23 protein-coding genes are annotated in these 24,340 nt (G+C 63.7%); 9 read left to right on the forward strand and 14 right to left on the reverse strand.

Annotated features, from left to right (window positions below; all coding sequences use genetic code 11):
- Positions 1 to 10: 10 nt before the first annotated feature.
- The gene (locus tag EJ070_RS27380; RefSeq protein ID WP_245464688.1) at positions 11 to 175 is read right to left on the reverse strand and encodes a hypothetical protein; all 165 of its coding nucleotides are present in this window, start codon (positions 173 to 175) and stop codon (positions 11 to 13) included.
- A 252-nt stretch (positions 176 to 427) separates the two neighbouring features.
- Here EJ070_RS27380 and EJ070_RS27385 point away from each other — a divergent pair, with 252 nt between their 5' ends.
- Together EJ070_RS27385 and EJ070_RS27390 are read left to right on the forward strand one after the other, a co-directional pair.
- Positions 428 to 1,201: an NAD kinase gene (locus tag EJ070_RS27385; RefSeq protein WP_126094146.1), complete on the forward strand. Its 774-nt coding sequence runs from the start codon at positions 428 to 430 to the stop codon at positions 1,199 to 1,201.
- Positions 1,202 to 1,391: 190 nt separating this feature from the next.
- Positions 1,392 to 2,933 carry a DEAD/DEAH box helicase gene (locus EJ070_RS27390; protein ID WP_189350091.1) on the forward strand — a complete coding sequence of 514 codons (1,542 nt, stop codon included), beginning with the start codon at positions 1,392 to 1,394 and terminating at the stop codon, positions 2,931 to 2,933.
- Between the two features lie 100 nt (positions 2,934 to 3,033).
- On the opposite strand, the gene EJ070_RS27395 is transcribed toward EJ070_RS27390, so the two are convergent.
- The 8 genes from EJ070_RS27395 to EJ070_RS27430 all read right to left on the reverse strand — a co-directional run bounded on the left by EJ070_RS27395 (position 3,034) and on the right by EJ070_RS27430 (position 11,460).
- Positions 3,034 to 3,642 carry a hypothetical protein gene (locus EJ070_RS27395; protein ID WP_126094148.1) on the reverse strand — a complete coding sequence of 203 codons (609 nt, stop codon included), beginning with the start codon at positions 3,640 to 3,642 and terminating at the stop codon, positions 3,034 to 3,036.
- Positions 3,643 to 3,896: 254 nt separating this feature from the next.
- A complete protein-coding gene (locus EJ070_RS27400; protein ID WP_126094149.1) occupies positions 3,897 to 4,547 on the reverse strand; it encodes an OmpA family protein in 651 nt (216 codons plus the stop codon).
- Positions 4,548 to 4,649: 102 nt separating this feature from the next.
- Positions 4,650 to 5,018, reverse strand: a complete 369-nt coding sequence (locus EJ070_RS27405) for a GFA family protein (protein WP_126094150.1) — start codon at positions 5,016 to 5,018, stop codon at positions 4,650 to 4,652.
- A 132-nt stretch (positions 5,019 to 5,150) separates the two neighbouring features.
- A complete protein-coding gene (locus EJ070_RS27410; protein WP_126094151.1) occupies positions 5,151 to 5,528 on the reverse strand; it encodes a hypothetical protein in 378 nt (125 codons plus the stop codon).
- 288 nt (positions 5,529 to 5,816) lie between these two features.
- Positions 5,817 to 6,221 carry a GFA family protein gene (locus tag EJ070_RS27415; protein ID WP_126094152.1) on the reverse strand — a complete coding sequence of 135 codons (405 nt, stop codon included), beginning with the start codon at positions 6,219 to 6,221 and terminating at the stop codon, positions 5,817 to 5,819.
- Positions 6,222 to 6,254: 33 nt separating this feature from the next.
- Positions 6,255 to 7,386, reverse strand: a protein-coding gene (gene prfB / locus EJ070_RS27420) for a peptide chain release factor 2 (protein WP_126094153.1) whose coding sequence is annotated in 2 segments (ribosomal slippage) — positions 6,255 to 7,319 and positions 7,321 to 7,386 — 1,131 coding nt in all. Because the reading frame shifts where the segments join, the coding sequence is not laid out codon by codon here.
- 129 nt (positions 7,387 to 7,515) lie between these two features.
- On the reverse strand, positions 7,516 to 9,972 hold the full coding sequence (locus EJ070_RS27425) for a penicillin-binding protein 1A (RefSeq protein ID WP_126094154.1): 2,457 nt from the start codon (positions 9,970 to 9,972) through the stop codon (positions 7,516 to 7,518).
- Positions 9,973 to 10,203: 231 nt separating this feature from the next.
- The gene (locus EJ070_RS27430; RefSeq protein ID WP_126094155.1) at positions 10,204 to 11,460 is read right to left on the reverse strand and encodes an N-acetylmuramoyl-L-alanine amidase; all 1,257 of its coding nucleotides are present in this window, start codon (positions 11,458 to 11,460) and stop codon (positions 10,204 to 10,206) included.
- Between the two features lie 644 nt (positions 11,461 to 12,104).
- Between EJ070_RS27430 and EJ070_RS27435 the strand changes: the two genes are divergently transcribed.
- Complete coding sequence (locus tag EJ070_RS27435; RefSeq protein ID WP_126094156.1) at positions 12,105 to 15,053, forward strand: Rne/Rng family ribonuclease; 2,949 nt, start codon at positions 12,105 to 12,107, stop codon at positions 15,051 to 15,053.
- 102 nt (positions 15,054 to 15,155) lie between these two features.
- On the opposite strand, the gene EJ070_RS27440 is transcribed toward EJ070_RS27435, so the two are convergent.
- Positions 15,156 to 16,085: a glutaminase gene (locus tag EJ070_RS27440; RefSeq protein ID WP_189350093.1), complete on the reverse strand. Its 930-nt coding sequence runs from the start codon at positions 16,083 to 16,085 to the stop codon at positions 15,156 to 15,158.
- Positions 16,086 to 16,090: 5 nt separating this feature from the next.
- Positions 16,091 to 17,239: an aminotransferase class I/II-fold pyridoxal phosphate-dependent enzyme gene (locus tag EJ070_RS27445; protein ID WP_126094158.1), complete on the reverse strand. Its 1,149-nt coding sequence runs from the start codon at positions 17,237 to 17,239 to the stop codon at positions 16,091 to 16,093.
- A 193-nt stretch (positions 17,240 to 17,432) separates the two neighbouring features.
- On the opposite strand from EJ070_RS27445, the gene EJ070_RS27450 reads away from it, so the two are divergent.
- The 6 genes from EJ070_RS27450 to aat all read left to right on the forward strand — a co-directional run bounded on the left by EJ070_RS27450 (position 17,433) and on the right by aat (position 22,782).
- Entirely contained in the window at positions 17,433 to 18,842 is a 1,410-nt protein-coding gene (locus tag EJ070_RS27450) for a M48 family metalloprotease (RefSeq protein ID WP_126094159.1), read from the forward strand.
- 57 nt (positions 18,843 to 18,899) lie between these two features.
- Positions 18,900 to 19,703 carry a DsbA family protein gene (locus tag EJ070_RS27455; protein WP_126094160.1) on the forward strand — a complete coding sequence of 268 codons (804 nt, stop codon included), beginning with the start codon at positions 18,900 to 18,902 and terminating at the stop codon, positions 19,701 to 19,703.
- Between the two features lie 143 nt (positions 19,704 to 19,846).
- Entirely contained in the window at positions 19,847 to 20,281 is a 435-nt protein-coding gene (gene aroQ, locus EJ070_RS27460) for a type II 3-dehydroquinate dehydratase (RefSeq protein ID WP_126094161.1), read from the forward strand.
- Positions 20,282 to 20,307: 26 nt separating this feature from the next.
- A complete protein-coding gene (gene accB / locus EJ070_RS27465; RefSeq protein ID WP_126094162.1) occupies positions 20,308 to 20,778 on the forward strand; it encodes an acetyl-CoA carboxylase biotin carboxyl carrier protein in 471 nt (156 codons plus the stop codon).
- Positions 20,779 to 20,797: 19 nt separating this feature from the next.
- Positions 20,798 to 22,141 carry an acetyl-CoA carboxylase biotin carboxylase subunit gene (gene accC / locus EJ070_RS27470; protein ID WP_126094163.1) on the forward strand — a complete coding sequence of 448 codons (1,344 nt, stop codon included), beginning with the start codon at positions 20,798 to 20,800 and terminating at the stop codon, positions 22,139 to 22,141.
- 23 nt (positions 22,142 to 22,164) lie between these two features.
- Positions 22,165 to 22,782: a leucyl/phenylalanyl-tRNA--protein transferase gene (aat, locus tag EJ070_RS27475; protein WP_126094164.1), complete on the forward strand. Its 618-nt coding sequence runs from the start codon at positions 22,165 to 22,167 to the stop codon at positions 22,780 to 22,782.
- 6 nt (positions 22,783 to 22,788) lie between these two features.
- Here the strand turns inward: aat and EJ070_RS27480 are convergent, their stop codons facing one another.
- From EJ070_RS27480 to EJ070_RS27490, 3 genes are all read right to left on the reverse strand, one after another.
- Complete coding sequence (locus EJ070_RS27480) at positions 22,789 to 23,175, reverse strand: hypothetical protein (protein ID WP_126094165.1); 387 nt, start codon at positions 23,173 to 23,175, stop codon at positions 22,789 to 22,791.
- A 60-nt stretch (positions 23,176 to 23,235) separates the two neighbouring features.
- Complete coding sequence (locus EJ070_RS27485; protein ID WP_126094166.1) at positions 23,236 to 23,808, reverse strand: DUF2155 domain-containing protein; 573 nt, start codon at positions 23,806 to 23,808, stop codon at positions 23,236 to 23,238.
- Between the two features lie 116 nt (positions 23,809 to 23,924).
- Positions 23,925 to 24,323, reverse strand: coding sequence for an NADH:ubiquinone oxidoreductase subunit NDUFA12 (locus EJ070_RS27490; protein WP_126094167.1), 399 nt, complete (start codon positions 24,321 to 24,323; stop codon positions 23,925 to 23,927).
- Between the last annotated feature and the right edge of the window lie 17 nt (positions 24,324 to 24,340).

Consider the following 24,340-nt stretch of genomic DNA (forward strand, 5'->3'; position numbering starts at 1 on the left):
TGATGCTGGGTTAAAGCGCCCTTTGCGGGCAGGGCGTCCCGGCGGCATCGCCGCAGCGGGAGGCCGCAGGCTGCGGCCGCAGGCTCATCTCTTCCGATTGGCGCACCAGTTCGGCGAACATCAGCGCGAAACTTCCCATCATCAGGAAGACTATGATCAGGCGCGTTACCGGCAATAGACAGGTCTCTCGACTGGCCAGCCCCCGCCAACCCATCCACTGCCGGCTAACATGGCTGATCCGGCTTTACGAGTGTTTAAGCTCGGTCTTAACCATCTCAGCCATCACATTCATTGCACGCCTGTCACGAAGCGCGAGGGCCGTCCTTCCGTTCGCACGGCATGGCATGCCGCCCTTTGCAGATGAGGGCGGCGCATGCTACGCCGTCGCCCGCGGCCAGCAGGCGGTCGCGGTCGCCGTTCGGGATCCATGAGCAAAGAAACCAGCCGTTTCGCCTTCGTCTCTTCGGACACTGGTGACGCCCGCGCGGCGCTGCAGAGCCTGTCTGCGCGCTATGGGCAGATACCCGTCGCCGAGGCCGATATCATTGTCGCGCTCGGCGGCGATGGCTTCCTGCTGCAGACGCTGCGCGACACGATGAGCAGCGGCAAGAAGGTCTACGGCATGAACCGTGGCACCATCGGCTTCCTGATGAACGAATATCGCGCCGGCGGCCTCGAGGAGCGCATTTCGCGCGCGGTGCCCGAAACGATCCGCCCGCTGGAAATGGTTGCGGTCACGCGTGACGGAGAACCCGTTTCGGCTTTGGCGATCAACGAAGTGGCGCTTTGGCGCCAGTCCTATCAGACGGCAAAGATCCGCATCACCGTGGACGAGCAGGTGCGGCTGGAGGAGTTGAACTGCGACGGCGTGATGATTGCCACGCCGGCAGGCTCCACCGCCTACAACCTGTCGGCGCACGGACCGATCCTGCCGCTCGACGCGCCGCTTCTGGCGCTGACACCGGTCAGCCCGTTCCGGCCGCGGCGCTGGCGCGGCGCACTGCTTTCCAACAAGGCGACCGTGCGCTTCGACATCTTGGAATCGGAAAAGCGCCCGGTAAACGCCGCCGCCGACCACACCGAGGTCAAGGCGATTGCCTCGGTCACGGTCCGGGAATCGCCGACCGCCACGGCGACGTTGCTGTTCGATCCCAATCATTCGTGGAACGAGCGTATTCTTGCCGAGCAGTTCCGCTATTGAGCCGGCGCAAGGACAAGACCTCGTTTAAGCATCGCGATTAAGGTTACGTCTTCACAATCGCCGGAATCCCGGCCGTTTCTGTTGACAAATCGCGGACTTGCGCCTAACTGCAAGCCCGATCTTGCAGGCGCGCGGCGCCTGCCGCAACACGTGTTGCGATTTTCCTGAACCAGCCAAAGACAACAAACACTTGTCCTCAGACACCACGACCGCTCAAGAAGCGTTGACATTCACGGACCTAGGCCTGTCGCCGAAGGTCCTCTCCGCAGTCACCGACGCCGGCTACACCAAGCCGACCCCGATCCAGGCCGGCGCCATTCCGCATGCGCTGCTTGGCAAGGATGTGCTGGGCATCGCCCAGACCGGAACCGGCAAGACCGCTTCCTTCGTGCTGCCGATGCTGACCCGGCTGGAAAAAGGCCGCGCCCGCGCCCGCATGCCGCGCACGCTGATCCTCGAGCCGACGCGCGAACTGGCGGCGCAGGTCGAAGAGAACTTCATCAAATACGGCAAGAACCACAAGCTCAACATCGCGCTCCTGATCGGCGGCGTCTCCTTCGACGAGCAGGACAAGAAGCTGGAGCGCGGCGCAGACGTGCTGATCGCGACGCCCGGCCGCCTGCTCGACCACCGCGAGCGCGGCAAGCTCCTGCTCAACGGCGTCGAGATCCTCGTCATCGACGAGGCCGACCGCATGCTCGACATGGGCTTCATCCCCGACATCGAGCGCATATGCGAGATGATCCCGTTCACGCGCCAGACGCTGTTCTTCTCGGCGACCATGCCGCCGGAGATCACCAAGCTCACCGAAAAGTTCCTGCACGCGCCGGTGCGCGTCGAGGTTTCCAGGGCCGCCTCCACCGCGACCAGCATCACGCAGCGCCTGGTGAAGTCAGGCTCCAAGCCGTGGGAAAAGCGCGAGACGCTGCGCAACCTGATGAAGGCCGAGAGCGACGGGCTGAAGAACGCCATCATCTTCTGCAACCGCAAGGTCGAGGTGTCGGAGCTTTTCCGCTCGCTGCTGAAACATGATTTCGATGCCGGCGCATTGCATGGCGATATGGACCAGCGCGCGCGCATGCAGATGCTCGCCAATTTCCGCGACGGCAAGCTGCGCTATCTCGTCGCCTCGGACGTCGCCGCGCGCGGCCTCGATATTCCGGACGTCAGCCATGTCTTCAATTACGACGTGCCGATCCATGCAGAGGACTATGTCCACCGCATCGGCCGCACCGGCCGCGCCGGCCGTTCCGGCAAGTCCTTCACCATCGCAACCCGCTCCGACACCAAATATGTCGATGCCATCGAAAGGCTGATCGGCACCAAGATCGAATGGCATGACGGCGACCTGTCGACGGTTACCGAGAGCGAAGGCGAGGATTCGCCGCGCCGTGGCCGCGGCGCGCCGCGGCGCGCCGGCCGCAAGGATGAGGACCGCAAGGACCGGGGCGAGCGCAAGAAGGACCGTCACGCCAAGCGTGAAGAGACGCCCGACACCGCGCGCGAAGAGCAGCCCGTCGCCGAAGTGGCCGATATCGCCGAGCGCCGCGCCCGCAAGGACGCGATCCGCTCAGAGAACGAGCGCAAAGGCTCGGGCAATCGTCACGAGCAGCGCGGCGACGCCCGTGCGCAACGCGACCGCCCTGCCCGCCATCGCCAGGAAGAAGACGATGCAACCGTCGGCTTCGGCGACGACGTGCCGGCCTTCATGCGGATCGTCGCGAAGGTCTGAAGTCGATACCAGCATAGCCCGGAATGAAAACGGCCCCTGAGCGGGGCCGTTTCTTTTTTGCTGTCGCTTCGCCTGAAGCAATTCAGCCAAAGGCAGTGCCTTACATCGGACCTGGCATCATCTTGGTCGGCTTCTCCAGCATCGGGAACTCGGCCTTGGTGCATTTCACGTTCGGGTTCGTCGGGGCGAACATGCCGTTCGGATTATCCCTGAACAGCCAGGCATGCAGGTCGTAGTGGACGAACTCCTTCGGGATCAGCGGATAGTGCCCCTCCATCGGTCCCATGAATTTCTGGCCAAACAGGCTCGGTGCTTCCTTGACGTCCGGTGTCAGCGGCACCAGCCATTCCACGCCGACCAGTTTCAAGCCTTTCTTCGTCGGCTCGTAGATCAGGACGTTGGGTTTCATCGGGTCTAGTGGCTTGCCAACGCTCGGGACGTTGACGAAATGGACGCCCATGGCGCCTTTCGGATAGTCCATCGTGCCCGGTATCTTCTCGCCGCTGTAGTAGACGCAGCCTTCGGTCGATAGATAGAGGTCGCGGATGGCGGCCGTGTAGTCCTCATATTTGGCCAGCGATTTTTTCAAGGCTTCGATGTCGGCCTTGTTGGCCTCCTCGGCTTGAGCCGCGGCCGCGCCTAGCCACGCGCCCAAGAGACCAGTCAAAACGAGGACGCCGCAGCGCCCAAGGCGAGCAGTTCTTGTCATGCATTCCTCCCAGATTTCTGATCTGGCCGTGCAAGACCGAGGCGGAAAAAATGCTTGTCGCGCGGCCAGTTGCCGCCTCATCCCCGCTGGAACAGGATTGATGCTAGTCCTTTCTCGAGCTCCGGAAAAGCATCATTTAGAGGAAGCTAATGGCCTAAGACTTTTGACCCAACCTGGAGTCCCGCAAAAATAAAAAACGGCCTCTTCCGAGGCCGTTTTGCTTGGTGGAGTTGATCCGCCGGAAGCGGTTCTTCTCAGGTGAGCGGCGAAAGCTGGATCTCGACCCGCCGGTTCTGAGCGCGGCCCTGAGCCGTCGCGTTGGACGCGATCGGGCGCGTCTTGCCGAAGCCGGTGACGGCGAAGCGGCGGGAATCGACGCCCTGGCCGGAGAGATAGTTGGCGACAGCAAGCGCGCGACGCTGCGACAGGTCGAAATTGTGCTCGTCGCCGCCGGTCGAATCGGTGTGGCCGAAGACGTCGACAGTGGTCTGGCGGAACTTGTTCAGCACCAGCGCCACCGAGTTCAGCACCGGATAGAAGCCGGGCTTCACCGCGTCCTGGTCGACGTTGAAGGTGATGTCGGACGGCATGTTGAGGATGATCTGGTCGCCGCTGCGGGTGACGCTCACTCCGGTGCCCTGCAACTGACGACGGAGCTCAGCTTCGTTCTGGTCCATCGTCGCGCCGATCGCGCCGCCGGCAAGCGCGCCGATACCCGCGCCGATCAGCGCGTTGCGACGATCATTGCCGCCGGCCAGCAGACCGAGGCTGGCACCCGCCAGAGCGCCAAGGCCGGCACCGGCCGCCGTGTTGGAAATCTTCTGGTCGCCAGTATACGGATCGGTGGTGGTGCAGGCGCTCACGAGCACAGCCGTCGCCACGACGACGAGCACGGTCTTCTTCATAAGATGGTCCCTCTCCAAATCGCGACCGTTGCGGCCGCGCCAAATCAGCCCTTCCGCACGCCTTGTAACATGAAATGCGGCAAAAAGCGGAACGGCAAAGCTCTACCAGAGGTTCTTGCCGTCGATCACCACCACTTCGACCTTGTCCAGGTCGAAATCGTCGAACAGGCGGGAGTTGACGCTGATTTTCGGGTTGTCGAAGTCGGGCTCACCGGTCGACCAGTCGGGGGTTTCGGTGAAGGTGCCGCAGCCGCAGACGGCGCAGAAGCCATGTTTGATGGTTTTCGAGCCCCAGCGGTAGAAGGATACGTTTTCAGGCGGGCTGGTGAGCTTGAATTGCGACGGGACGTAGTAGGCCCAGAGCGACCCGCGCTTGGAACAGAACGAGCAGGTGCATTGCGTCACGGTTTGCGGCGCTTGCGAAACCTCGAATGTCGTCGCCTTGCAATGGCAGCTTCCCTTGATGACCATGAACGCATTCCTCTTCGTTGTCCGCCGCCCTCCGCGGCAAGGCAACATAAAGAAACGCTACTGGCAACCGGCTGTCGGCAGGCTTGCCTGCCATCGCATCCCAGGAATGCAACTCTCAGAACGTCTCGTCGCTCAATAGGACCGCGGCGGCACGAACAGACAGATGGTCTTGCCGGCATCGAGGCCCGCCTGATGCGCGCACCAGTGGAATTCGCCGTCGGGCGAGTCCTTGACGCGCTTGTCGGTCATCGGAACGACCTCCCCCGTGCCGGCTATCACGTAACCCTCGGGCTTTTCCAGCACTTCGCCTGTGTGGGTCGTGCGGCAATCATAGTTCGCGCAGCACGCGAATGGATAACTCCAGCCCTGCGGCATCGCAGCCGTGGGTTTGGCGTCGTGCGCGACGGCAGTGGCGGTCAGCATCACCGTCCCGACCGTGGCGAACAGGGAAAACAGGAGTCGGCCGGCCGGGCGAACGGCTCGGGCCGATCTTGACTTGGCAGCAGGCATCGAAGCGTTCCTTTCGAGCATCAAGCGTTTTTCCGCTTGCCCGTTCCCGGAACGTGTCTTCCCAGTGGCCGGATCGTCAGTCGCAGATATGCCGCGTCCGGCCATAAATGCTTCTATCCCCCAGCCCAAATGCTGAGCTGATTCCTTGGCCGGCGCAAGAAGTGGGCGCGCCCTCGGATCGCACCGGGGCTTCAGCATCGGCCACAGAAAAGGGTGCGCCGACTTGGTTAACGAAGCCGGCGACCAGGGTGCCTAAGAACGAAATTCCGCTGACGGAGGTTCCGGCCGTCAGCCGGTGACATGTTCACGATATTGCGGCAGGTCGTCCGTAATCGTGAACCATGGCGCCTTGGAACCGACGAAGATGTGTGCATTCGGGCGAATGCTTGGATCGTCCATCAACGTCCCCATGGCGATATGGACGTAGGCCCCCTCCCGCACCAATGAATAGAGCAGCGAGCCGCATTGCCCGCAATGCGCGTCGTGGCCGCTGGCATCGCCATAGATCAGCAATCCGTCGTCACCCGCGGTCAGGCGAAACTTGAGGCGCTCGATCCCGGCGAAAGGCTTGAAGGCGGAACCGGTGGTACGACGGCAGTTCGAGCAATGGCAATTGGCCGCGTAGGCGAATTCATCGGCCACCTCGTAGCGGACCGCGCCGCAGAAGCATTTTCCTGCAAGTGTTCGAACCACTGTCTCCTCCGTCGCAGTGATGCGCAGGGACCCTTAGTCCAGATCAGCCACCGCCTCGCCGGCGCCACCCTCGATGCGATGCGACAGCGAAGCTTCCATGAACTCGTCGAGGTCGCCGTCAAGCACGCTTGACGGGCTGGTGTTTTCGACGCCGGTGCGCAGATCCTTCACCAGCTGATAGGGCTGCAGCACGTAGGAACGGATCTGGTGGCCCCAGCCGATATCGCTCTTCGAAGCCTCGGTGGCGTTCGCCACGGCCTCGCGCTTCTTCAGCTCTTCTTCGTAGAGCCGGGAGCGCAGCATCTCCCACGCCTTGGCGCGGTTCTTGTGCTGCGAGCGTTCGGCCTGGCAGGCAACCGCGATGCCGGTCGCGAGATGGGTGATGCGAACCGCCGAGTCGGTCGTATTGACGTGCTGGCCGCCGGAACCGGAGGAACGATAGGTGTCGATGCGCACGTCGGATTCGGAGACGTTGATCTCGATCGTGTCGTCGATGACCGGATAGACCCAGACGCTCGCGAAGGAGGTGTGGCGGCGCGCATTGCTGTCATAAGGCGAGATGCGCACCAGGCGATGAACGCCGGATTCCGTCTTCAACCAGCCATAGGCGTTGTGGCCCTTGATCAGCACGGTGGCGGACTTGATGCCAGCCTCTTCGCCTTCATGGACTTCCAGTACCTCGACCTTGAAGCGGCGCCGTTCGGCCCAGCGCGTATACATGCGCAAAAGCATCGAGGCCCAGTCCTGGCTCTCGGTGCCGCCGGCGCCGGCATGGATTTCGAGATAGGTGTCGTTGGCGTCGGCCTCGCCCGACAGCAGCGTCTCGACCTGGCGGGCCTTGGCCTCGCCCTGCATCGACCGCAATGCGGCTTCGGCTTCGGCGACGACGCTTTGGTCGCCCTCTTCCTCGCCAAGCTCGATCAGGCCGATATTGTCTTCGAGCGCCTGGGTCAGTCCTTTAACGGCTGCGATGCCGTCCTCGAGTTCCTGGCGTTCCCGCATCAGCTTCTGCGCTTCGATCGGATCATTCCAGAGGCTGGAATCCTCGGCGCGGACGTTCAGGTATTCAAGCCGCTTGATGGCCTGATCCCAGTCAAAGATGCCTCCTCAGCAGGGTTATCGCCTGCCTGATCTCGTCGACAATGTTGAGCGTTTCCGCGCGCATGGTTTTGGGTTCTGTCCTGTTGTTCTGCTTCTTGTCCGGAATAGGCGCGATACATAGGCACGGCACCGCCGCCTGTAAAGCGAAATGGGCCGGCGGTATTTTGCCGGCCCATTTCGAAATCGGGAAATCTTAGTAGAGGCCGCCGCCGCCGTCCTGGATGGCCTGATTGGCCTGCGGCGACAACCCGGCACCGGAGCCGTTGGAGCCGTCGGCGCCCATGCCGATGACCCAATAGCTGTCGGCCGGGCCGGTGCCGGGCTTGAACGCCTCGATAATGGTGTTGGGATCGCCCTCTGCAGCACGCATGCCGGTCTTGCGGTTGATGGCGATCAGCTTCATGCCTTCCGGAACCTGGAAGTCGACATTCGGCGTGCCGTCCAATGCCACGCGCATGAAATCCTTGAAGATCGGCGCAGCCAGACCACCACCGGTGGCGCCCTTGCCGAGGCCGCGCGGCGTGTCGTAGCCCATGTAGAGACCGACGACGAGGTTCGGCGTGAAGCCGATGAACCAGGCGTCTTTCTCGTCGTTGGTCGTGCCGGTCTTGCCGGCGATGTGGCGGCCGAGCTCGGCGATGGTGGCGCCCGTGCCGCGCTGCACGACGCCTTCCATCATCGAGGTGATCTGGTAGGCGGTCATCGGATCGAGCACCTGCTCGGAATTGTCGACCAGTTCCGGCTCGGACTGGTTCTTCCATTCGCTGGCGTTGCAGCCTTGGCAGCCGCGTTCATCCTGCTTGAAGACGGTCTTGCCGTAGCGATCCTGGATGCGGTCGATCAGCGACGGTTTGATCGACTTGCCGCCATTGGCCATGATCGAATAGGCCGACACCATGCGCATGACCGTCGTCTCGCCGGAGCCCAGTGCCATCGGCAGATATGGCGCCAGATGGTCGTAGACGCCGAAGCGTTCGGCATATTCGACCACCAGTTTCATACCCATGTCATTGGCGAGCCTCACCGTCATCAGGTTGCGCGACTTCTCGATGCCGGAGCGCAACGTGGCCGGGCCTGCGACCGTGCCGTCATAGTTCTTCGGCGTCCAGGTCGTGTTGCCGCTCTGGATCGTGATCGGGCCGTCCATGATCACGGAGGCCGGCGTGTAGCCGTTATCGAGCGCCGCCGAATAGACGATCGGCTTGAACGAGGAGCCCGGCTGGCGCATCGCCTGCGTCGCGCGGTTGAACTCCGACTGCGCGTAGGAGAAGCCGCCGACCATGGCCAGCACGCGCCCGGTATGCGGGTCCATGGCGACCAGGCCGCCTTCGACTTCGGGCACCTGGCGCAGGCTGTAGGTATTGTCTGAGCCGTCGTTCTTCTGCACGAAAATGACATCGCCTGGCTCCAGCACCTCCGCCGGAGATTTCGCCCTGACGGACTTGCCGTTGACGAAGTGGCGCATGGCGAAGCCCATGTCGTCCTTGGCGACAGTTCCCTCAACGCGGTCCTTGACGAGGTCCCCGGAGACCTGCCGCGCCGGCTGAATGCCGATAGTCAATCCGTCGGCGGAACTGTCGAGCACGACGGCGAGCGTCCATTCCGGCACGTCCTCCAGGCCCTTGACGGCGCCGAGCGGAACGCCCCAATCGCCGGAAATATCGATATGGGTCACCGGTCCGCGATAGCCGCGCAGCGTGTCGTATTTCAGCAGCCCGTTCTGCATCGCCTTGCGGGCGATCAACTGGATCTTCGGATCGAGCGTCGTGCGCACCGACAGGCCGCCCTCATAGAGCGCGTTCTCGCCGTAGCGGGCGATGATCTGGCGGCGCACCTCCTCGGTGAAAAACTCGCCCGCGAACAGATAGGAGCCGTTGCGGCGCGGCTTCACGCCGAGCGGCTCGGCCTTGGCCTTGTCGCCTTCCTCGCGGGTGACGTAGCCGTTCTCGACCATCTGGTCGATGACCCAGTTGCGGCGCTCCAGAGCGCGGTCGGCATGCTTGAAGGGATGATAGTTGTTGGGGCCCTTGGGCAGCGAAGCGAGATAGGCGGCCTCGGCGACGGTCAGCTCGTTGACCGACTTGTCGAAATAGGTGAGCGCCGCGCCCGCCACGCCATAGGCGCCGAAGCCGAAGAATATCTCGTTGAGATAGAGTTCGAGGATGCGGTCCTTCGAATAGGCCTGCTCGATGCGGAAGGCCAGGATCATCTCCTTGATCTTGCGCTCATAGGTCTGGTCTGAAGTGAGCAGGAAGTTCTTCGCCACCTGCTGCGTGATCGTCGAGGCGCCGACCTGGCGCCTGCCGGAGCCGAGATTCTGCAGATTGACGATGATGGCGCGGCCAAGGCCGGTGATGTCGATGCCGGGGTGGTTGTAGAAGTTCTTGTCCTCGGCCGACATGAAGGCGGCCTTGACGCGATCCGGGATCGCCTGGATCGGCAAATAGAGACGCCGCTCGCGCGCGTATTCGGCCATCAGCGAACCGTCCGACGCATGGATGCGCGTCGTCACCGGCGGCTCGTATTTGGCCAGAACTTCGTAGTCGGGCAGATCCTTCGTCAGATGGCCGATGTAGATGGCCAGGCCGGCAGCGACCAGCAGCGCCAGCGTCGTGCCGATGCCGAAGAAATAGCCGATGAGACGAATCATGCCCGCTCCAGTCCGAGGTTCGGGATTTTCCTAAACGAAGCCGACAGTCGCGCAAGCTTCACGGGGCGGTCCCAATCCGCAACGAAAACCCATGTCGCGACCATGTGGACAAAATACGGCAGCGCGAAATTTCAGGACTCGTTCCGCGGAATAATAACGCTACGTGTCGTCGTCGCGCAACGCCGCTTGTGGTTGCAGGACGACTCTTGGTTGCGGGCGGGAGCAGCCCCGTCAACCACCGGTCCCGGTTCCGGCTTTCGCCGCGGCAAACAGGGCAACGGCATTGGTTATGCTTTGCGCCGCCTTGCCACGCCAGTCGGCGCTGAGGAGTTGCGCCTCGTCCTTGCTGTTGGAGAGATAGCCGAGCTCGACCAATACGGAGGGAACGTCGGGCGCCTTCAGCACCTTGAAGCCCGCCGAACGCTGTGGATTGTTGATCAGGCCGACGCTGGTCGACAACTGGCCGACCAGCGTGTGGGCAAAGCTCATCGAGAAGCCGTGCGTCTCGCGGCGGATCAGGTCGATCAGGATGTCGGTGACCTCCTTGTTGTCGTTCTCGATCTTCATGCCGGCGAACTGGTCGGACAGGTTTTCGCGATCGGCGAGTGCCTGGGCTTCGGGATCGGAGGCCTTGTCGGAGAGCGTGTAGACGGTGGCGCCGCGGAGGCCCTTGACGGCAATCGTGTCGGCATGGATGGAGATCAGAAGATCGGCTTCGTGCTGGCGGGCGATGCGCACGCGGTCGTCAAGCGTGAGGTAAACGTCGTTCTCCCGCGTCATGTACACTTCGTATCTGCCGACCGCGGCCAGCTTGTCGCGCAATTCGGTGGCGAAGGCGAGCGTGACATCCTTCTCGACCGTGCCTGAGGCGCTCTCCGCGCCGCCGTCGACGCCGCCGTGGCCGGGGTCGACGACCACGGTGAAGCGGTGGCCGGGCGCCGAGATCGGCCCGGTGCCGACCCGGCCGCCCTTGTCGGCGGAAACGGTCGAGCCGGTCGTCAGCGACTGGTTGGCGAGGGCTTCGTCGAATTCCCGTTCCGACGCGGCCGACATGTCGATGGCGATGCGATAGCCGTTGCCGTCATCATTCTTCAGCACGTCGAGCTTGTCGACGGCGAACGGCCCCTTGCCGGTGAGGATCAGCCGCGAACCCTTACCCTGGTCGCCGAAGCGAACGGCGCGCACCAGGCCGCGCGGCTTCACATCCTTGGCGTAGAGGGCGAATCGCGTACGCGGCAGATCGACGACAAGGCGGTTGGGGCCGCGCAGCAGGAACCATTTCACATCCGGCTCGCGGTCGAAGGTCATGACGATGCGCATCTTGGTGGCGTCGCCGGCCATCTTGTAGCCGGTCGCGCCAAGCAACCCATCGGCCCGCGAGGAGGCGGTCAGCCCAAGCAGGACCGCCAGCAGGAAAAGCGTCTTTGTCACGAGTTGGAGATGCCCAGCGGCGCCACGGCCCTTGTCTGCGGTGCCTGCCAGTCCCATCTCTTGTCCGTCGCTCCCGGTTTGGCGCCTTGCGCCGGGTCGTTTCGCAGAAGGCCTGTCTGGCAGCCAACTCGATTAACAATTGGTATCCAGAGAAGGTTAACCAAGCCTTTTCGTGTAGCAAATGGAGCGACCTTCCCCAACGGAAGCGCTTTTTGCCGGCATCCGAAATCGGGGTTGCCTTCCACCCCGCCAAATCATAAAAGCGACATTGGATCACTGCAATCCTGGAACCGCCCGCCTCTGCAGTTCCCGCCAAGGGTAAGATGTGAAGGCGGCTCCTTTCGCTTCCGGGCTTCAGGTGATCGCGACGATTTTCGCAGGCGTGCTCCCGTGGCGGGGGAATCGCCTGTGCGATGAAAACGGCCGGGATGTCCCGCGCCGGCTCCGTGTGAGCAAACAAGCTGGTCCGGCTAAGCCCGGGCTTTGGTTCAAAAGGTTCTGCTGGGTGCCGATGGCTTCAAGCGCAATCATGGAAAGGTCCGCATCGAACCGCGCCATTGTGGCTGCGGGCGGCACCGCCATCGCGTTGAAGCAGCGGCCGGCGGACATTCAATTATCCGGCATCCACACAAATCCAGGCACACAGCGGCGGGGTCTGCCCCGCCAGCTGCGGCTGATGGCTGCCGGGAGGAAACGAAATAATGCCCAACAAGATGCTGATAGACGCCTCCCACCCGGAGGAAACACGCGTTGTTGTCGTTCGCGGTAACCGCATCGAAGAATTCGACTTTGAATCACAGGACAAGAAGCAGCTCAAAGGAAACATCTATCTCGCCCGCGTAACCCGCGTCGAACCTTCCCTCCAGGCAGCCTTTGTCGAATATGGCGGCAACCGTCACGGTTTTCTCGCCTTCAGTGAAATTCACCCCGACTACTACCAGATTCCGGTCGCCGACCGTCAGGCCCTGCTGCGCGCCGAAGCGCAGGAGGCCGAGGACGAAGACGACGAGGAAGCCGAAAGCGGCGATGAGCAGCAGGCGCGCGAACGCGGCGGCCGCCGCAGCCGTCGGCGCGGCGGCAAGAATCGCGACCGTGGCGAGCACCGGCGCGGCGCCGATGCCGCCGCGACCGAGGGAGCCAGCGAAAACGCCGAGGAGGTCGCGGCTTCGGACGAATCCGGCTATGAGGCCGGCGACGCGAGCGACGCCGCGGCGGAGAACGCCGCAGCGGTCTCCGAGAGCGTCGAAACCATAACCGAGGCGACCGGCGAACAGGCGAACGAAGCTCCTGAAGCCAGCAGCGACAGCGACGAAGACGGGAATGACCAGCCTTCCGACGCGGGTCCCTCTTCGATTGCGGCCAGTGTCGAAGCCGATGTGATTTCCGAAGCGGTGCCGCAGGCGGAATCCATCAGCGAAGCTGCTTCCACTGACGAGGCCGCATCGAGCGAAAGCGATCGCGGCATGCTGGAAGAGGTGCAGTCCTCGCATTCGGACGAGCATGAGATCGAATCGGTCGGCGCCGAGGACGCGCTCGAGGAAGTCCGCAACCGCCGCAAGCCGGTGCGCCGCCAGTACAAGATCCAGGAGGTCATCAAGCGCCGCCAGATCCTGCTGGTGCAGGTCGTCAAGGAAGAGCGCGGCAACAAAGGCGCGGCGCTTACCACCTATCTTTCGCTCGCCGGCCGCTATTCGGTGCTGATGCCCAACACCGCGCGCGGCGGCGGCATCTCGCGCAAGATCACCAACGCCCAGGACCGCAAGCGGCTGAAGGAGGTCGTGGCCGATCTTGAGGTGCCGCAGGGCATGGGCGTCATCCTGCGCACCGCCGGCGAAAGCCGCACCAAGGCCGAGATCAAGCGCGACTACGAATATCTGATGCGGCTTTGGGAAAACGTCCGCAATCTGACGCTGCAGTCCTCGGCCCCTGCCCTCGTCTATGAGGAAGGCAGCCTGATCAAGCGCTCGGTGCGCGACCTCTACAACAAGGATATCGACGAAATCCTGGTCTCCGGCGAGGACGGCTATCGCGAGGCCAAGGACTTCATGCGCATGCTGATGCCGAGCCACGCCAAGGTGGTGCAGCCCTATCGCGACACTACCCCGATCTTCGTGCGCAACGGCATCGAGGCGCAGCTCGACCGCATGCTGCAGCCGCAGGTGACGCTGAAGAGCGGCGGCTACATCATCATCAACCAGACCGAGGCGCTGGTCTCGATCGACGTCAACTCCGGCCGCTCCACCAAGGAGCATTCGATCGAGGACACCGCGCTCCACACCAATCTGGAGGCCGCCGAGGAAGTCGCGCGGCAGCTCAGGTTGCGCGACCTTGCCGGCCTGATCGTCATCGACTTCATCGACATGGAGGAGAATCGCAACAACCGCTCCGTCGAGAAGCGGCTGAAGGATCACCTCAAGAACGATCGCGCCCGCATCCAGGTCGGCCGCATCTCGCATTTCGGCCTGATGGAGATGTCGCGCCAGCGCATCCGCGCCAGCGTGCTGGAATCGACGATGAAGCCCTGCCCGCATTGCGGCGGCACCGGCCATGTGCGTTCGGACTCCTCGGTGGCGCTGATGGTGGTGCGGGCGATCGAGGAATTCCTGCTCAAGGATTCGCGCAGCCACATCACCGTGCGCACGCCGGCGGCGACGGCGCTCTATGTGCTCAATCACAAGCGCACCAATCTGGTCGAGCTCGAGGCGCGTTTCGGCCTGACCATCACGCTCGAAGCCGACGAGACGCTGGGCGCGCAGCACTACGCGATCTTCCGCGGCGCCGTGGCGGAGAAGCCGGAAGGCTTTGTCGAGGTGCGCAGCCTGCCGACCTATGTCGAGCCGGAAGAGCCCGAGGACGAGGTCGTCGTCGAGGAGGAAGAAGAGGTATCGGTCCAGGCCGAACAGCCGCGCCACCCGCAGCAGGCCCAGCATCAGCAGCGGGCCGAGGACGGCGAAGGCGGCCGCAAGCGTCGCAAGCGCCGGCGGCGGCGCGGCGGCAAGGACCGCGACCGCGAGCATCAAGCCCAGGGCGATGCCGTTTCGGCCCCCGTTCCGGCGGATGCCGCCGCGCCGGCGGGCGAGGCAGCAGCCGAGGTGACGGCCGAAGGACTGGCCGACGCGGAAGCGGCCGAAGAGGATCAGGGCAAGAAGCGCCGTCGCGGCAAGCGCGGCGGCAAGCGCAATCGCCGCGAGGACGGCGAAACCGCTGCCGAAGCCAGCGCAGGCGACGGTCTCGAGGGCGATGAAGCGGAAGGCGAAGCTTCCGAAAGCGCGCCTGCGGTGGTGGAAGCGGCCGAAGAGCAGGCCGCGCCGTCACCTGCCAATGACGACGTTCCGGCCACGGAGAAGCCGAAGAAGCCGCGCCGTGCATCGCGATCGAAAAAGGCCGTGGCGGCAACGGTCGCCGAGACCGCACCCGAGCCCGCGGCGGAGCTTCCCGCTGAACCCGCGGTCGCCGAACCGGCGTTGGCAGCGGCCGCTTCCGCTCCGACCGATGCCGAGGCGCCTGTCAATGCCCACCCGACGCGGCGCAAGCCTCAGTCGATCGATGCGCCGGTCGTTCCCGTCGTTTCGTCCAACCTCTCCCAGGAGGCCAAGGCCGAAGAAAAGCCGAAGCGCGCCGGCTGGTGGCAGCGAAAGGGTTTCTTCTAGGGTTTTCAGCCTGTTAGGCTTATCTTTTAAGGAGAATCCCGCGCCATCTGGTGCGGGATTTTTCTTTTCCGGTGCTTGCGGTCACGCGCACCCGAACCCGCGTCAAGGCGCGAAGATCGACCAGTTCATCATCCTGGCAAGCTTCTCCAACGCGATGGAGCCGAGTTTGGAGTTGCCGTTTTCGTTAAGGCCGGGCGACCAGACGGCGAGCGAGGCGACGCCCGGCACGATCCCCAATATGCCGCCGCCGACACCGCTTTTCCCCGGAATGCCGACATGGAAGGCGAAGTCGCCGGAGCCGTCATAGTGGCCGCAGGTCAGCATCAGCGCGCCGATGCGGCGCGCGCGTTCGGCCGACACCACCGAATGCCCGGTCGCCGGATTCCGGCCGCCATTGGCGAGGAAACGGCCGGCCATGGCGAGCTGCCGGCAGCTCATTGCGATGGCGCAATGGTGGAAGTAGACGCCGAGCGCCAGCTCCGGCTCGTGGTGGAGATTGCCGAAGGATTTCATGTAGTTGGCCAGAGCGAAATTGCGGTAGCCGGTGGCGCGCTCGGAGGCCGCGACCTCGCGGTCGATGATGATCGCATCGTCGTCGGCGAGGAACTGGACGAAGCGCAGGATCTCGCCGATCGCCTCGCGCGGCTGATGGCCGGCAAGCAGGATGTCGGAGACGACGATGGCGCCGGCGTTGATGAACGGGTTGCGCGGAATGCCGTTCTCATGCTCGAGCTGGACGATCGAGTTGAACGGATTGCCGGACGGCTCGCGGCCGACGCGCTGCCATAGCGCGTCGCCGACCTTGCCCAGCGCCAAGGTCAGTGTGAAGACTTTCGAGACACTCTGGATCGAGAAGGGCTGGTCGGCGTCGCCGGCGAGGATGACGCGGCCGTCATTGGTGACGGCGGCAATGCCGAATTTCCTCGGATCGACCTTGCCGAGCTGCGGGATATAGGTGGCGACATCGCCGCGATCGGCGCGCTCGGCCATTTCGGCGGCAACCTCGGCCAGCGCTTGCTCGAGTTCCGGCATGGCGTCTATTTCAGCCAGCGTTCGATGCGGGCCAGCGCCTCGACCATGTCGTCGTGGCTGCCGGCATAGGAAAAGCGCATGGTGCGATGACCCTGCAGCGGATCGAAGTCGCGGCCGGGCGTCGCCGCCACATGCGCCTCGGCCAACATCTTGCGCGCGAACACCATGCTGTCATTGGTGTGGCGGGTGACGTCGCAGAAGGCGTAGAAGGCGCCGTCCATGGGGGCGGCGAGCGCGAAGCCGAGCTCCGGCAGGCGCTTCATCAGAAGGTCGCGGTTCCAGGCATAGCGCGCCTTCACCTTCTCCAGCTCTTGCGTGGCCTTGAAGGCCTCGATCGCGGCGATCTGCGACAGTTCCGGCGGCGAGATATAGAGGCTCTGGGCAATGCGCTCGACTGGCCGCACCAACTCTTCCGGCAGGACCATCCAGCCGATGCGCCAACCGGTCATGCAGTAGTATTTCGAAAACGAGTTGATCACCGTCACGCCGGCACCAAAAGCCAGCGCGCTGACATCCGGAGCGGCATAGGCCAGCCGGTGGTAGATTTCGTCCGAGATCACCGCGATGCCGAGCTCCTCCGCCGTCTTCACCAGCGCCGAAAGCTCCTCAGCCGGAATGACCGCGCCGGTCGGATTGGCGGGGCTGGCGAACAGCACGCCCTTCAGCGGCTTTTCGCGATGCGCGCTCTTCAAGTGATCGGCATGCAGATAAGCATCCGACCCGAGTTCGATCTCGACGACCTCGATGCCGAGCGCGGCCATGATGTTGCGGTAGGCCGGATAGCCGGGCGCGGCGATGGCGACGCGGTCGCCCGGGTCGAACATCGCCAGGAAAGCGAGGTTGAAGGCGGCGGACGAACCGGTGGTGACGGCGATCCGGCCGGGCGCGACATCGATCCCGTAGTGCTCGCCATAGTGCCCGGCGATTGCCTTGCGCAGCTCAGCCAGCCCCAAAGCGTCGGTATAGCCGATGCGACCGTGCCTAAGCGCCAGAACTGCCGCTTCGCGGACGCCGACCGGCGCCGGGTCCGACGGCTGGCCGACCGCCATCGACACCACGGGAACGCCGGAGGCCTTCAGCCGGTTGGCCTCGGCCAGAATATCCATGGCGTGGAACGGCTCGACCTCGCCGCGGCGTGAAAGCGAAACGACCATTTGACCTCTCGTCCAACCTGCCAATTTGTTGGAGCAATTCGGGCCGAAAAACGGCTACGCGCTTTCCTGGAATTGCCCGGCTTGAATGGCAGCGCCGCACAAATGCCCGATTGATGTGGGGATCACAAGCGCGCAGGAAGTTATCGGCGCCGACTTTTCATCCTTCGCCCGCTCGTCTACCAGTGGACCTGTCATGTTGAGCCGACCCCGAACGATGATTGCCAGATCGAAAATTGCGCGAACCGCGCGCGGATTCGCAACACTTCTGCTTGCTGCCGCGGTCGCGGCATCCGCTTCGGTGGATGCCTTCGCGCAAGGCGTACCCGTGGTGCGCGACGCCGAGATCGAAGCTCTGGTGCGCGACTATGCCCGGCCGATCTTCAAGGCGGCGGGCCTCGCAAATGACGGCATCGACATCGTTCTCGTCAACGATCAGAGCTTCAACGCCTTCGTCACCGGCCGCCGCCTGTTCATCAACACCGGGGCGCTGGTGGCGGCCGAAACGCCGAACGAGATCATCGGCGTCATAGCGCACGAGGCCGGCCACATCGCCGGCGGCCATCAGCAGAAACTGCGCGATCAGCTCGACCGCGCCAAAACCATGGCCATCATCGCCACGCTGCTCGGCGCCGGCGCGATGGTCGCCGGCGCCACGACCAACAGCCGCGGCCTTGCCGGCGCCGGCATGGGCGTCGCCGCCGGCGGCGGCGAGATGGCGCAGCGCAGCATCCTTGCCTATCAGCGAGGCGAAGAAATCACGGCCGACCGCTCGGCGATCACCTATCTCAATGCCACCGGCCAGTCCGGCATGGGCATGCTGAAGACCTTCGGCCGCTTCCAGAGCGCGCTGTCGCTGTCGGGCACACAGCTCGACCCTTACCGGATCAGCCATCCGATGCCGCAGGAGCGCATCGCCAATCTCGAAGCCCTGGTCAAGGCGAGCCCGTATGTCGACAATGTCGACCCGCCGACGCTGCAGCAGCGGCACGACATGATGCGCATCAAGATCGCCGCCTATATGCAGGGCCAGGCGGCCGTGTCGCGGCTGATGCGGAAGAACCCGACCAGCCTCGCCTCGCGCTACGGCGACGCGCAGCAGACCTATCTCTATGGCAATCCGGGCGCAGCGCTGACGAAGACCGCGGCATTGATCAAGGAACAGCCTAAGAACCCTTATTTCCAGGAGTTGCGCGGCGACATCCTGATGAAGGTCAACAAGCCCAAGGATGCCGCGGATGCCTATGCCAAGGCCGTCAGCCTCGACCCGGCGCGGTCCGGTTTGCTGATGGTCTCGCTCGGCCAGGCGCTGATGGCGGTCGGCACGCCGGATTCGGTGAAGAAGGCGGTAACCCAGCTCAACAACGGGATCGGGCGCGACAAGGAAAATGCGGAAGCCTACCGCTATCTGGCGCAAGCCTATGGCGAATTGGGACAAATCCCCGCCGCCGACCTTGCGACGGCGGAAGGCCACTACTATTCGGCCGACTACAAGAATGCGAAAATCTTCGCCATGCGCGCTCAACAGAAGTTGAAGCGCGGCGAGCCTGGCTGGCTTCGCGCTCAGGATATCATAAACTACACGCCATCGAACAAACTCAAATGAACCTCCCGGCCATGCGCGGCGACTAGAATGGGCCGGGATAGGCAGAAGGAAATGATCATGAACAAGGCAATCCTGCTCGGCAGCGCCGGCGTGGCGGTAGCGCTCGGCATGCTGGCATTCGGCTTCGTGGCAGGAAGCCCGCAGGCCGCGAAGGCCGATACGACGCAAGCCATCCAGGTGGCCTCCACGGACAGCAAGATCGACCGCAAGGAGGTCGAAGGCATCATCCGCGACTATCTGTTGAAGAACCCGGAGGTCCTGCTCGAGGTGCAGGACGCGCTCGAGGCCAAGCAGAAGGAAGAACAGCGGCTCGCCGCGCTCGGCGTCATCAAGGACGCGAAGGACGAGATCTTCAACTCCACCTTCGACGGCGTCGTCGGCAACCCGAGCGGCAAGGTCACCATCGTCGAGTTTTACGACTACAATTGCGGCTTCTGCAAACGCGCCATCGAGGACATGAAGGCGTTGACCAAGGCCGACCCGGATCTGCGCTTCGTGCTCAAGGAATTCCCGATCCTCAGCCCGGATTCGCAGAAGGCCAGCGTGGTGTCGATGGCCTTTCACCTGATGATGCCGGAGAAGTACGGCGCCTTCCACACCGCGCTGCTCGGCGGCCAGGGCCGCGCCACCGAGGCGACCGCCATGAAGGTGGCACTTTCGCTCGGCGCCGACGAAGCGAAGCTGCGCGAGAAGATGAAGGATCCGAGCATCAACGAGGCGCTCTCCCGGACCTACGACCTCGCCACCAAGCTGTCGATCACCGGCACGCCGTCCTATGTGGTCGGCAACGAGGTGGTCTTCGGCGCGCTCGGACAGCAGGTCCTGGCAGAGAAGATCGAGCAGGCCAAGAGCGCGCTCTAGGCATAGAGAGGCGCGACAAGGGGCGGTTTTCCGCCTGTTGTGGACAGCGAAAGAACGCACTTGCGCTCTTTTCGCGGGCGGCTATGCCCATTATAGAGGTCCGGCGCGCCGGCTTGGGGTCGGCGTTAAACAAGGTCGGCATTTTGAAAACGATTTTCGTCCTCAACGGTCCCAACCTCAATGCACTCGGCAAGCGCGAGCCGGGGATCTATGGCGGCAAGACGCTTGCGGCCATTGCCGAGGACTGCAAGGCCGCAGGCGCGGCGCTTGGGCTCGAGATCGATTTCCGCCAGTCCAACCACGAGGGTGACCTCGTCGACTGGATTCAGGAAGCCGGCGACAAGGCTTCCGGAATCGTCATCAATCCCGGCGCCTACGGCCACACCTCGATTGCCATCCACGACGCCATCCGCGCCGTCGCGCCGCTGCCCGTCGCAGAAGTCCATCTTTCCAATATCCACGCGCGGGAGCCTTTCCGGCACGTCTCCATGGTCGCTCCGGTCGCTGTCGGCATGATCTGCGGGTTCGGGCCGCTCGGCTACACGCTTGCGCTGCAGGCACTGGCGGCGCGCCTGTGACCGGCTCCCAAACAGAAGGCTCGAAAATGTCGATAAAGAAGAACGGTGTTGACCAGCAGCTGATCCGCGATCTGGCGGGCATACTGAACGACACCAACCTGACCGAGATCGAGGTCGAGCTCGGCGACCTGAAGGTGCGCGTGTCGCGCCAGTCGCAGGCCGTCCACGCGGTCGCCGCTCCGCTTCCTGTTCCAGCGGCGGCGATTGCCGCGCCGGCTCAGGCGGCAGCGGCGGCGGTTCCCGCGGCGGCAGCCGACGCCTCCAAGAACGCCGTGCCCTCGCCGATGGTCGGTACCGCCTATCTGGCGCCCGCTCCCGACGCCAAGCCGTTCGTCGAGATCGGCCAGAAGGTGAAGGAAGGCCAGACGCTGCTCATCATCGAAGCGATGAAGACGATGAACCAGATTCCCTCGCCGCGCGCCGGTACGGTCACGGCCATCCTGATCGAGGACGCCCAACCGGTCGAATACGGCATGCCGCTCGTGGTCATCGAGTAGAGCCGGGACCAGCGGAGAGATGTTCCAGAAGGTCCTCATCGCCAATCGCGGCGAAATCGCACTCCGGGTGCTGCGCGCCTGCAAGGAGCTCGGCATCCAGACGGTGGTCGTCCATTCGACGGCCGATTCGGACGCCATGCATGTGCGCCTCGCCGACGAGAGCGTCTGCATTGGTCCGCCGCCAGCGCGCGAAAGCTATCTCAACATCCATCAGATCGTCGCCGCCTGCGAGATCACCGGCGCCGACGCGGTGCATCCGGGCTACGGCTTCCTCTCGGAGAACGCCAAGTTCGCCGACATCCTCGCCGCCCACAACATCACCTTCATCGGCCCGTCGGGCGACCATATCCGCGTCATGGGCGACAAGATCGAGGCCAAGCGCACGGCAAAGCGCCTCGGTATCCCGGTGGTGCCTGGCTCCGACGGCGCGATCAGCGACGAGAAGGAAGCCAAGCGCGTCGCCGCCGAGATCGGCTATCCGGTGATCATCAAGGCTTCGGCCGGCGGCGGCGGCCGCGGCATGAAGGTGGCGCGCACTGAAGCCGACCTCGAAGTGGGGCTGCATACAGCAAAGTCGGAAGCGGGTGCGGCCTTCGGCGACGACGCCGTGTACATCGAGAAATATCTGGAAAAGCCGCGCCATATCGAATTGCAGGTGTTCGGCGACGGCGCCGGCCGCGGCGTGCATTTCGGCGAGCGCGACTGCTCGCTGCAGCGCCGCCACCAGAAGGTGTGGGAGGAGGCCAACTCGCCCGCGCTCAATGCAGAGGAGCGCGCGCGCATCGGCGGCATTTGCGCCAAGGCGATCGCCGATCTCGGCTATTCCGGCGCCGGCACCATCGAATTCCTCTACGAGAACGGCGAGTTCTATTTCATCGAGATGAACACCCGCCTGCAGGTCGAGCATCCGGTGACGGAAGCAATCACCGGCATCGACCTCGTGCACGAGCAGATTCGCGTCGCCTCCGGCGGCGGGCTGTCGGTCCGGCAGGAAGACATCAAGTTCAACGGCCACGCCATCGAGTGCCGCATCAACGCCGAGGACCCGCGCACCTTCACGCCGTCGCCCGGCACGATCACGCATTTCCACACGCCCGGCGGCCTCGGCGTCCGAGTCGATTCCGGCGTCTATTCTGGCTACAGAATCCCGCCCTACTACGACAGCCTGATCGGCAAGCTGATCGTGCATGGCCGCAACCGCGTCGAATGCATGATGCGGCTGCGGCGGGCGCTGGACGAGTTCGTCGTCGACGGCATCAAGACGACGCTGCCGCTGTTCCGTGATCTGGTCGGCAATCCGGACATCGCCAATGGCGACTACGACATCCACTGGCTTGAAAAATATTTGGCCGATGAGGATTAGGGTCTTGCAGTTATAATGGCGCAATGACCCGTCCCTACGCGCCCGGCTACCGCATCCCGACCGACCTGCTGCTGAAAGCCTATGCCTCGGGCGTCTTCCCGATGGCCGAGAGCGCGACCGATCCGGAAGTGTTCTGGGTGCGGCCGGAGACGCGCGGCATCATCCCGCTTGACGGGTTCCACACGCCGCGCAGCCTGAAGAAGACGATCCGCAAGCACCCCTTCGACATACGCTACGATTTCGACTTCGAGGCGACGATCGACGGTTGCGCCGAAAAACGCGACGAGCGCCGCTCGACCTGGATCAACGCGCCGATCCGCGAAGCCTATGTCGATCTCTTCCGGCTGGGCCACTGCCATTCCGTCGAGGCATGGCGCGAAGGCCGGCTGGTCGGCGGTCTCTATGGCGTGTCGCTCGGGCGCGTGTTTTTCGGCGAAAGCATGTTCGCCAAGGAAACCGACGCCTCGAAGACTTGCCTCTACTATCTCGTGGAGCGGCTGAACGCGCGCCGCTTTGCGCTCCTCGACACGCAGTTCACCACCGAGCACCTCAAGCGCTTCGGCGCCATCGACGTGCCGCGCAGCCGCTATGAGACGATGCTGGCCGAGGCCTTGAAGGGCGAGGCGGTTTTCTATCCCTGAGGTCTGTCAGTCTTCGGTCGATGATTCGATCGGTGTCTGCGAATGAAACATCATCTTCCAGCCATCGGCACGATGGACATAGCCGGTGCTGACGATGGCGGCATAGGGTTCGCCGTTTTCCCTCGTCGCGCGAGCCTCGTAGGTGAGCATCACGATATCACTACCCGGCTCGACCATGCCTTTCAGCCGGATGTCGAGATCGCGCCAGCGATTGGGCTTCGTGGCGGTCTTGGCCAGATCGGCATTGGTCATCGCTTTCGCCATCTCTGGAAAGGCGACAAGGCATTCCACATCGGCATGGGCCGCGAAGTAGGCGGAACTGCCGGTCCAGAACCCTTTCTCGATATCGAGAAGCTCTTTCTTGCTGGCAGTGATCGGCCTGATCTTTGCCATGGAAACCTCCCGTCGCTATCGCCGTTTATCCAACGGATTGCGAAAAAGAGGGTTCCGAGGTCAGTTCGCGTCGGTTGAGTCGGTGCCGTCCGGCGCGGGCGCGGCATCCGTCGGCTCAGGTGCTGCCTCGGCGGGCTGCTCTTGCGCCGGAGCCTTGGGCTTTGCGGCTTCGCTCTTCGGCTTGCCCGTATCGGCCTTGGCGGCGGTCGGCGGCGGCACATCCGACTTCTGCTTGCAGCCCTTCAGCCAGACGTCATAGACGGCGTGCTCGACGGCATTGAGGCCAGGGCTTTCGGCGAACATCCAGCCGGTGAAGATGCGGCGGATCTTGCGGTCAAGCGTGATCTCGTCGACTTCGACGAAGGAATCGGTCTTCGGCTGCTCGGTCTCCGGCCGCGAATAGCAGACGCGCGGCGTCACCTGCAGGGCGCCGAACTGCACGGTCTCGTCGATATAGACGTCGAAGGTGATGATGCGGCCGGTGATCTTGTCGATGCCGGCGAATTCGGCGACCGGGTTGGTGATACGGTCGGAAACTGGCGGCGTTGCCGGCGCCGGCGGTGCGGCGAACACCGCCGTCGAGGCGGCCAGAACGGACGCTGTCGCGAACAATCCCGTCGAGATTCGGCTCATGCAAGGATACCGGTGGTTGCGCCCGGGTGATTCTCTCTCGCCCAAGGCTAGTCATGGCTGCGATATCAGCAAGCAGCTAAACGCCAATTGTGGCGACAAAGGACCGAAGGACGCGTTTACGAACCGGGTGTCCAGGCGTCGTAGTCGCCGGTCACCTGCGGGCGATGCTGGTTGGTCAGGATGGAACCCTGCGGGCGATAGGCGCCGGGCGTTCCGGTCAGGTTGGGCCGGTGCGGCTTCTGCCACTCGCGAGCCTTGTAACTCTCGCTCGAGGGAGGCGTGTCGACGCGGTGATGCATCCAGCCATGCCAGCCCGGCGGGATCTTCGAGGCTTCGGAATAATCGCGATAGATGACCCAGCGGCGGGTGCGGCCTTCCGAATCGATGCCGCCCTCGTAATAGACGTTGCCGGCCTCGTCCTCGCCGACCTTCTTGCCGAAGCGCCAGGTGTGGAAACGCGTGCCGAGAGTCTGGCTGTTCCACCAGGTGAAAAACTGCAGCAGGAAAGTCTTCATCCGGATCCTCGTGGCGG

Origin of the sequence: Mesorhizobium sp. M1E.F.Ca.ET.045.02.1.1 (genome assembly GCF_003952485.1) — a bacterium.
GTDB lineage: Bacteria > Pseudomonadota > Alphaproteobacteria > Rhizobiales > Rhizobiaceae > Mesorhizobium.

Bases quoted from the DNA above. Each gene is read 5' to 3' on its own strand.
- EJ070_RS27385 (WP_126094146.1), top strand. From the start codon at position 428: ATGAGCAAAGAAACCAGCCGTTTCGCCTTCGTCTCTTCGGACACTGGT.
- EJ070_RS27395 (WP_126094148.1), bottom strand. From the start codon at position 3,642: ATGACAAGAACTGCTCGCCTTGGGCGCTGCGGCGTCCTCGTTTTGACT.
- EJ070_RS27400 (WP_126094149.1), bottom strand. From the start codon at position 4,547: ATGAAGAAGACCGTGCTCGTCGTCGTGGCGACGGCTGTGCTCGTGAGC.
- EJ070_RS27405 (WP_126094150.1), bottom strand. From the start codon at position 5,018: ATGGTCATCAAGGGAAGCTGCCATTGCAAGGCGACGACATTCGAGGTT.
- EJ070_RS27410 (WP_126094151.1), bottom strand. From the start codon at position 5,528: ATGCCTGCTGCCAAGTCAAGATCGGCCCGAGCCGTTCGCCCGGCCGGC.
- EJ070_RS27425 (WP_126094154.1), bottom strand. From the start codon at position 9,972: ATGATTCGTCTCATCGGCTATTTCTTCGGCATCGGCACGACGCTGGCG.
- EJ070_RS27430 (WP_126094155.1), bottom strand. From the start codon at position 11,460: ATGGGACTGGCAGGCACCGCAGACAAGGGCCGTGGCGCCGCTGGGCAT.
- EJ070_RS27435 (WP_126094156.1), top strand. From the start codon at position 12,105: ATGCCCAACAAGATGCTGATAGACGCCTCCCACCCGGAGGAAACACGC.
- EJ070_RS27440 (WP_189350093.1), bottom strand. From the start codon at position 16,085: ATGCCGGAACTCGAGCAAGCGCTGGCCGAGGTTGCCGCCGAAATGGCC.
- EJ070_RS27445 (WP_126094158.1), bottom strand. From the start codon at position 17,239: ATGGTCGTTTCGCTTTCACGCCGCGGCGAGGTCGAGCCGTTCCACGCC.
- EJ070_RS27450 (WP_126094159.1), top strand. From the start codon at position 17,433: ATGTTGAGCCGACCCCGAACGATGATTGCCAGATCGAAAATTGCGCGA.
- EJ070_RS27455 (WP_126094160.1), top strand. From the start codon at position 18,900: ATGAACAAGGCAATCCTGCTCGGCAGCGCCGGCGTGGCGGTAGCGCTC.
- accB (WP_126094162.1), top strand. From the start codon at position 20,308: ATGTCGATAAAGAAGAACGGTGTTGACCAGCAGCTGATCCGCGATCTG.
- accC (WP_126094163.1), top strand. From the start codon at position 20,798: ATGTTCCAGAAGGTCCTCATCGCCAATCGCGGCGAAATCGCACTCCGG.
- aat (WP_126094164.1), top strand. From the start codon at position 22,165: ATGACCCGTCCCTACGCGCCCGGCTACCGCATCCCGACCGACCTGCTG.
- EJ070_RS27480 (WP_126094165.1), bottom strand. From the start codon at position 23,175: ATGGCAAAGATCAGGCCGATCACTGCCAGCAAGAAAGAGCTTCTCGAT.
- EJ070_RS27485 (WP_126094166.1), bottom strand. From the start codon at position 23,808: ATGAGCCGAATCTCGACGGGATTGTTCGCGACAGCGTCCGTTCTGGCC.
- EJ070_RS27490 (WP_126094167.1), bottom strand. From the start codon at position 24,323: ATGAAGACTTTCCTGCTGCAGTTTTTCACCTGGTGGAACAGCCAGACT.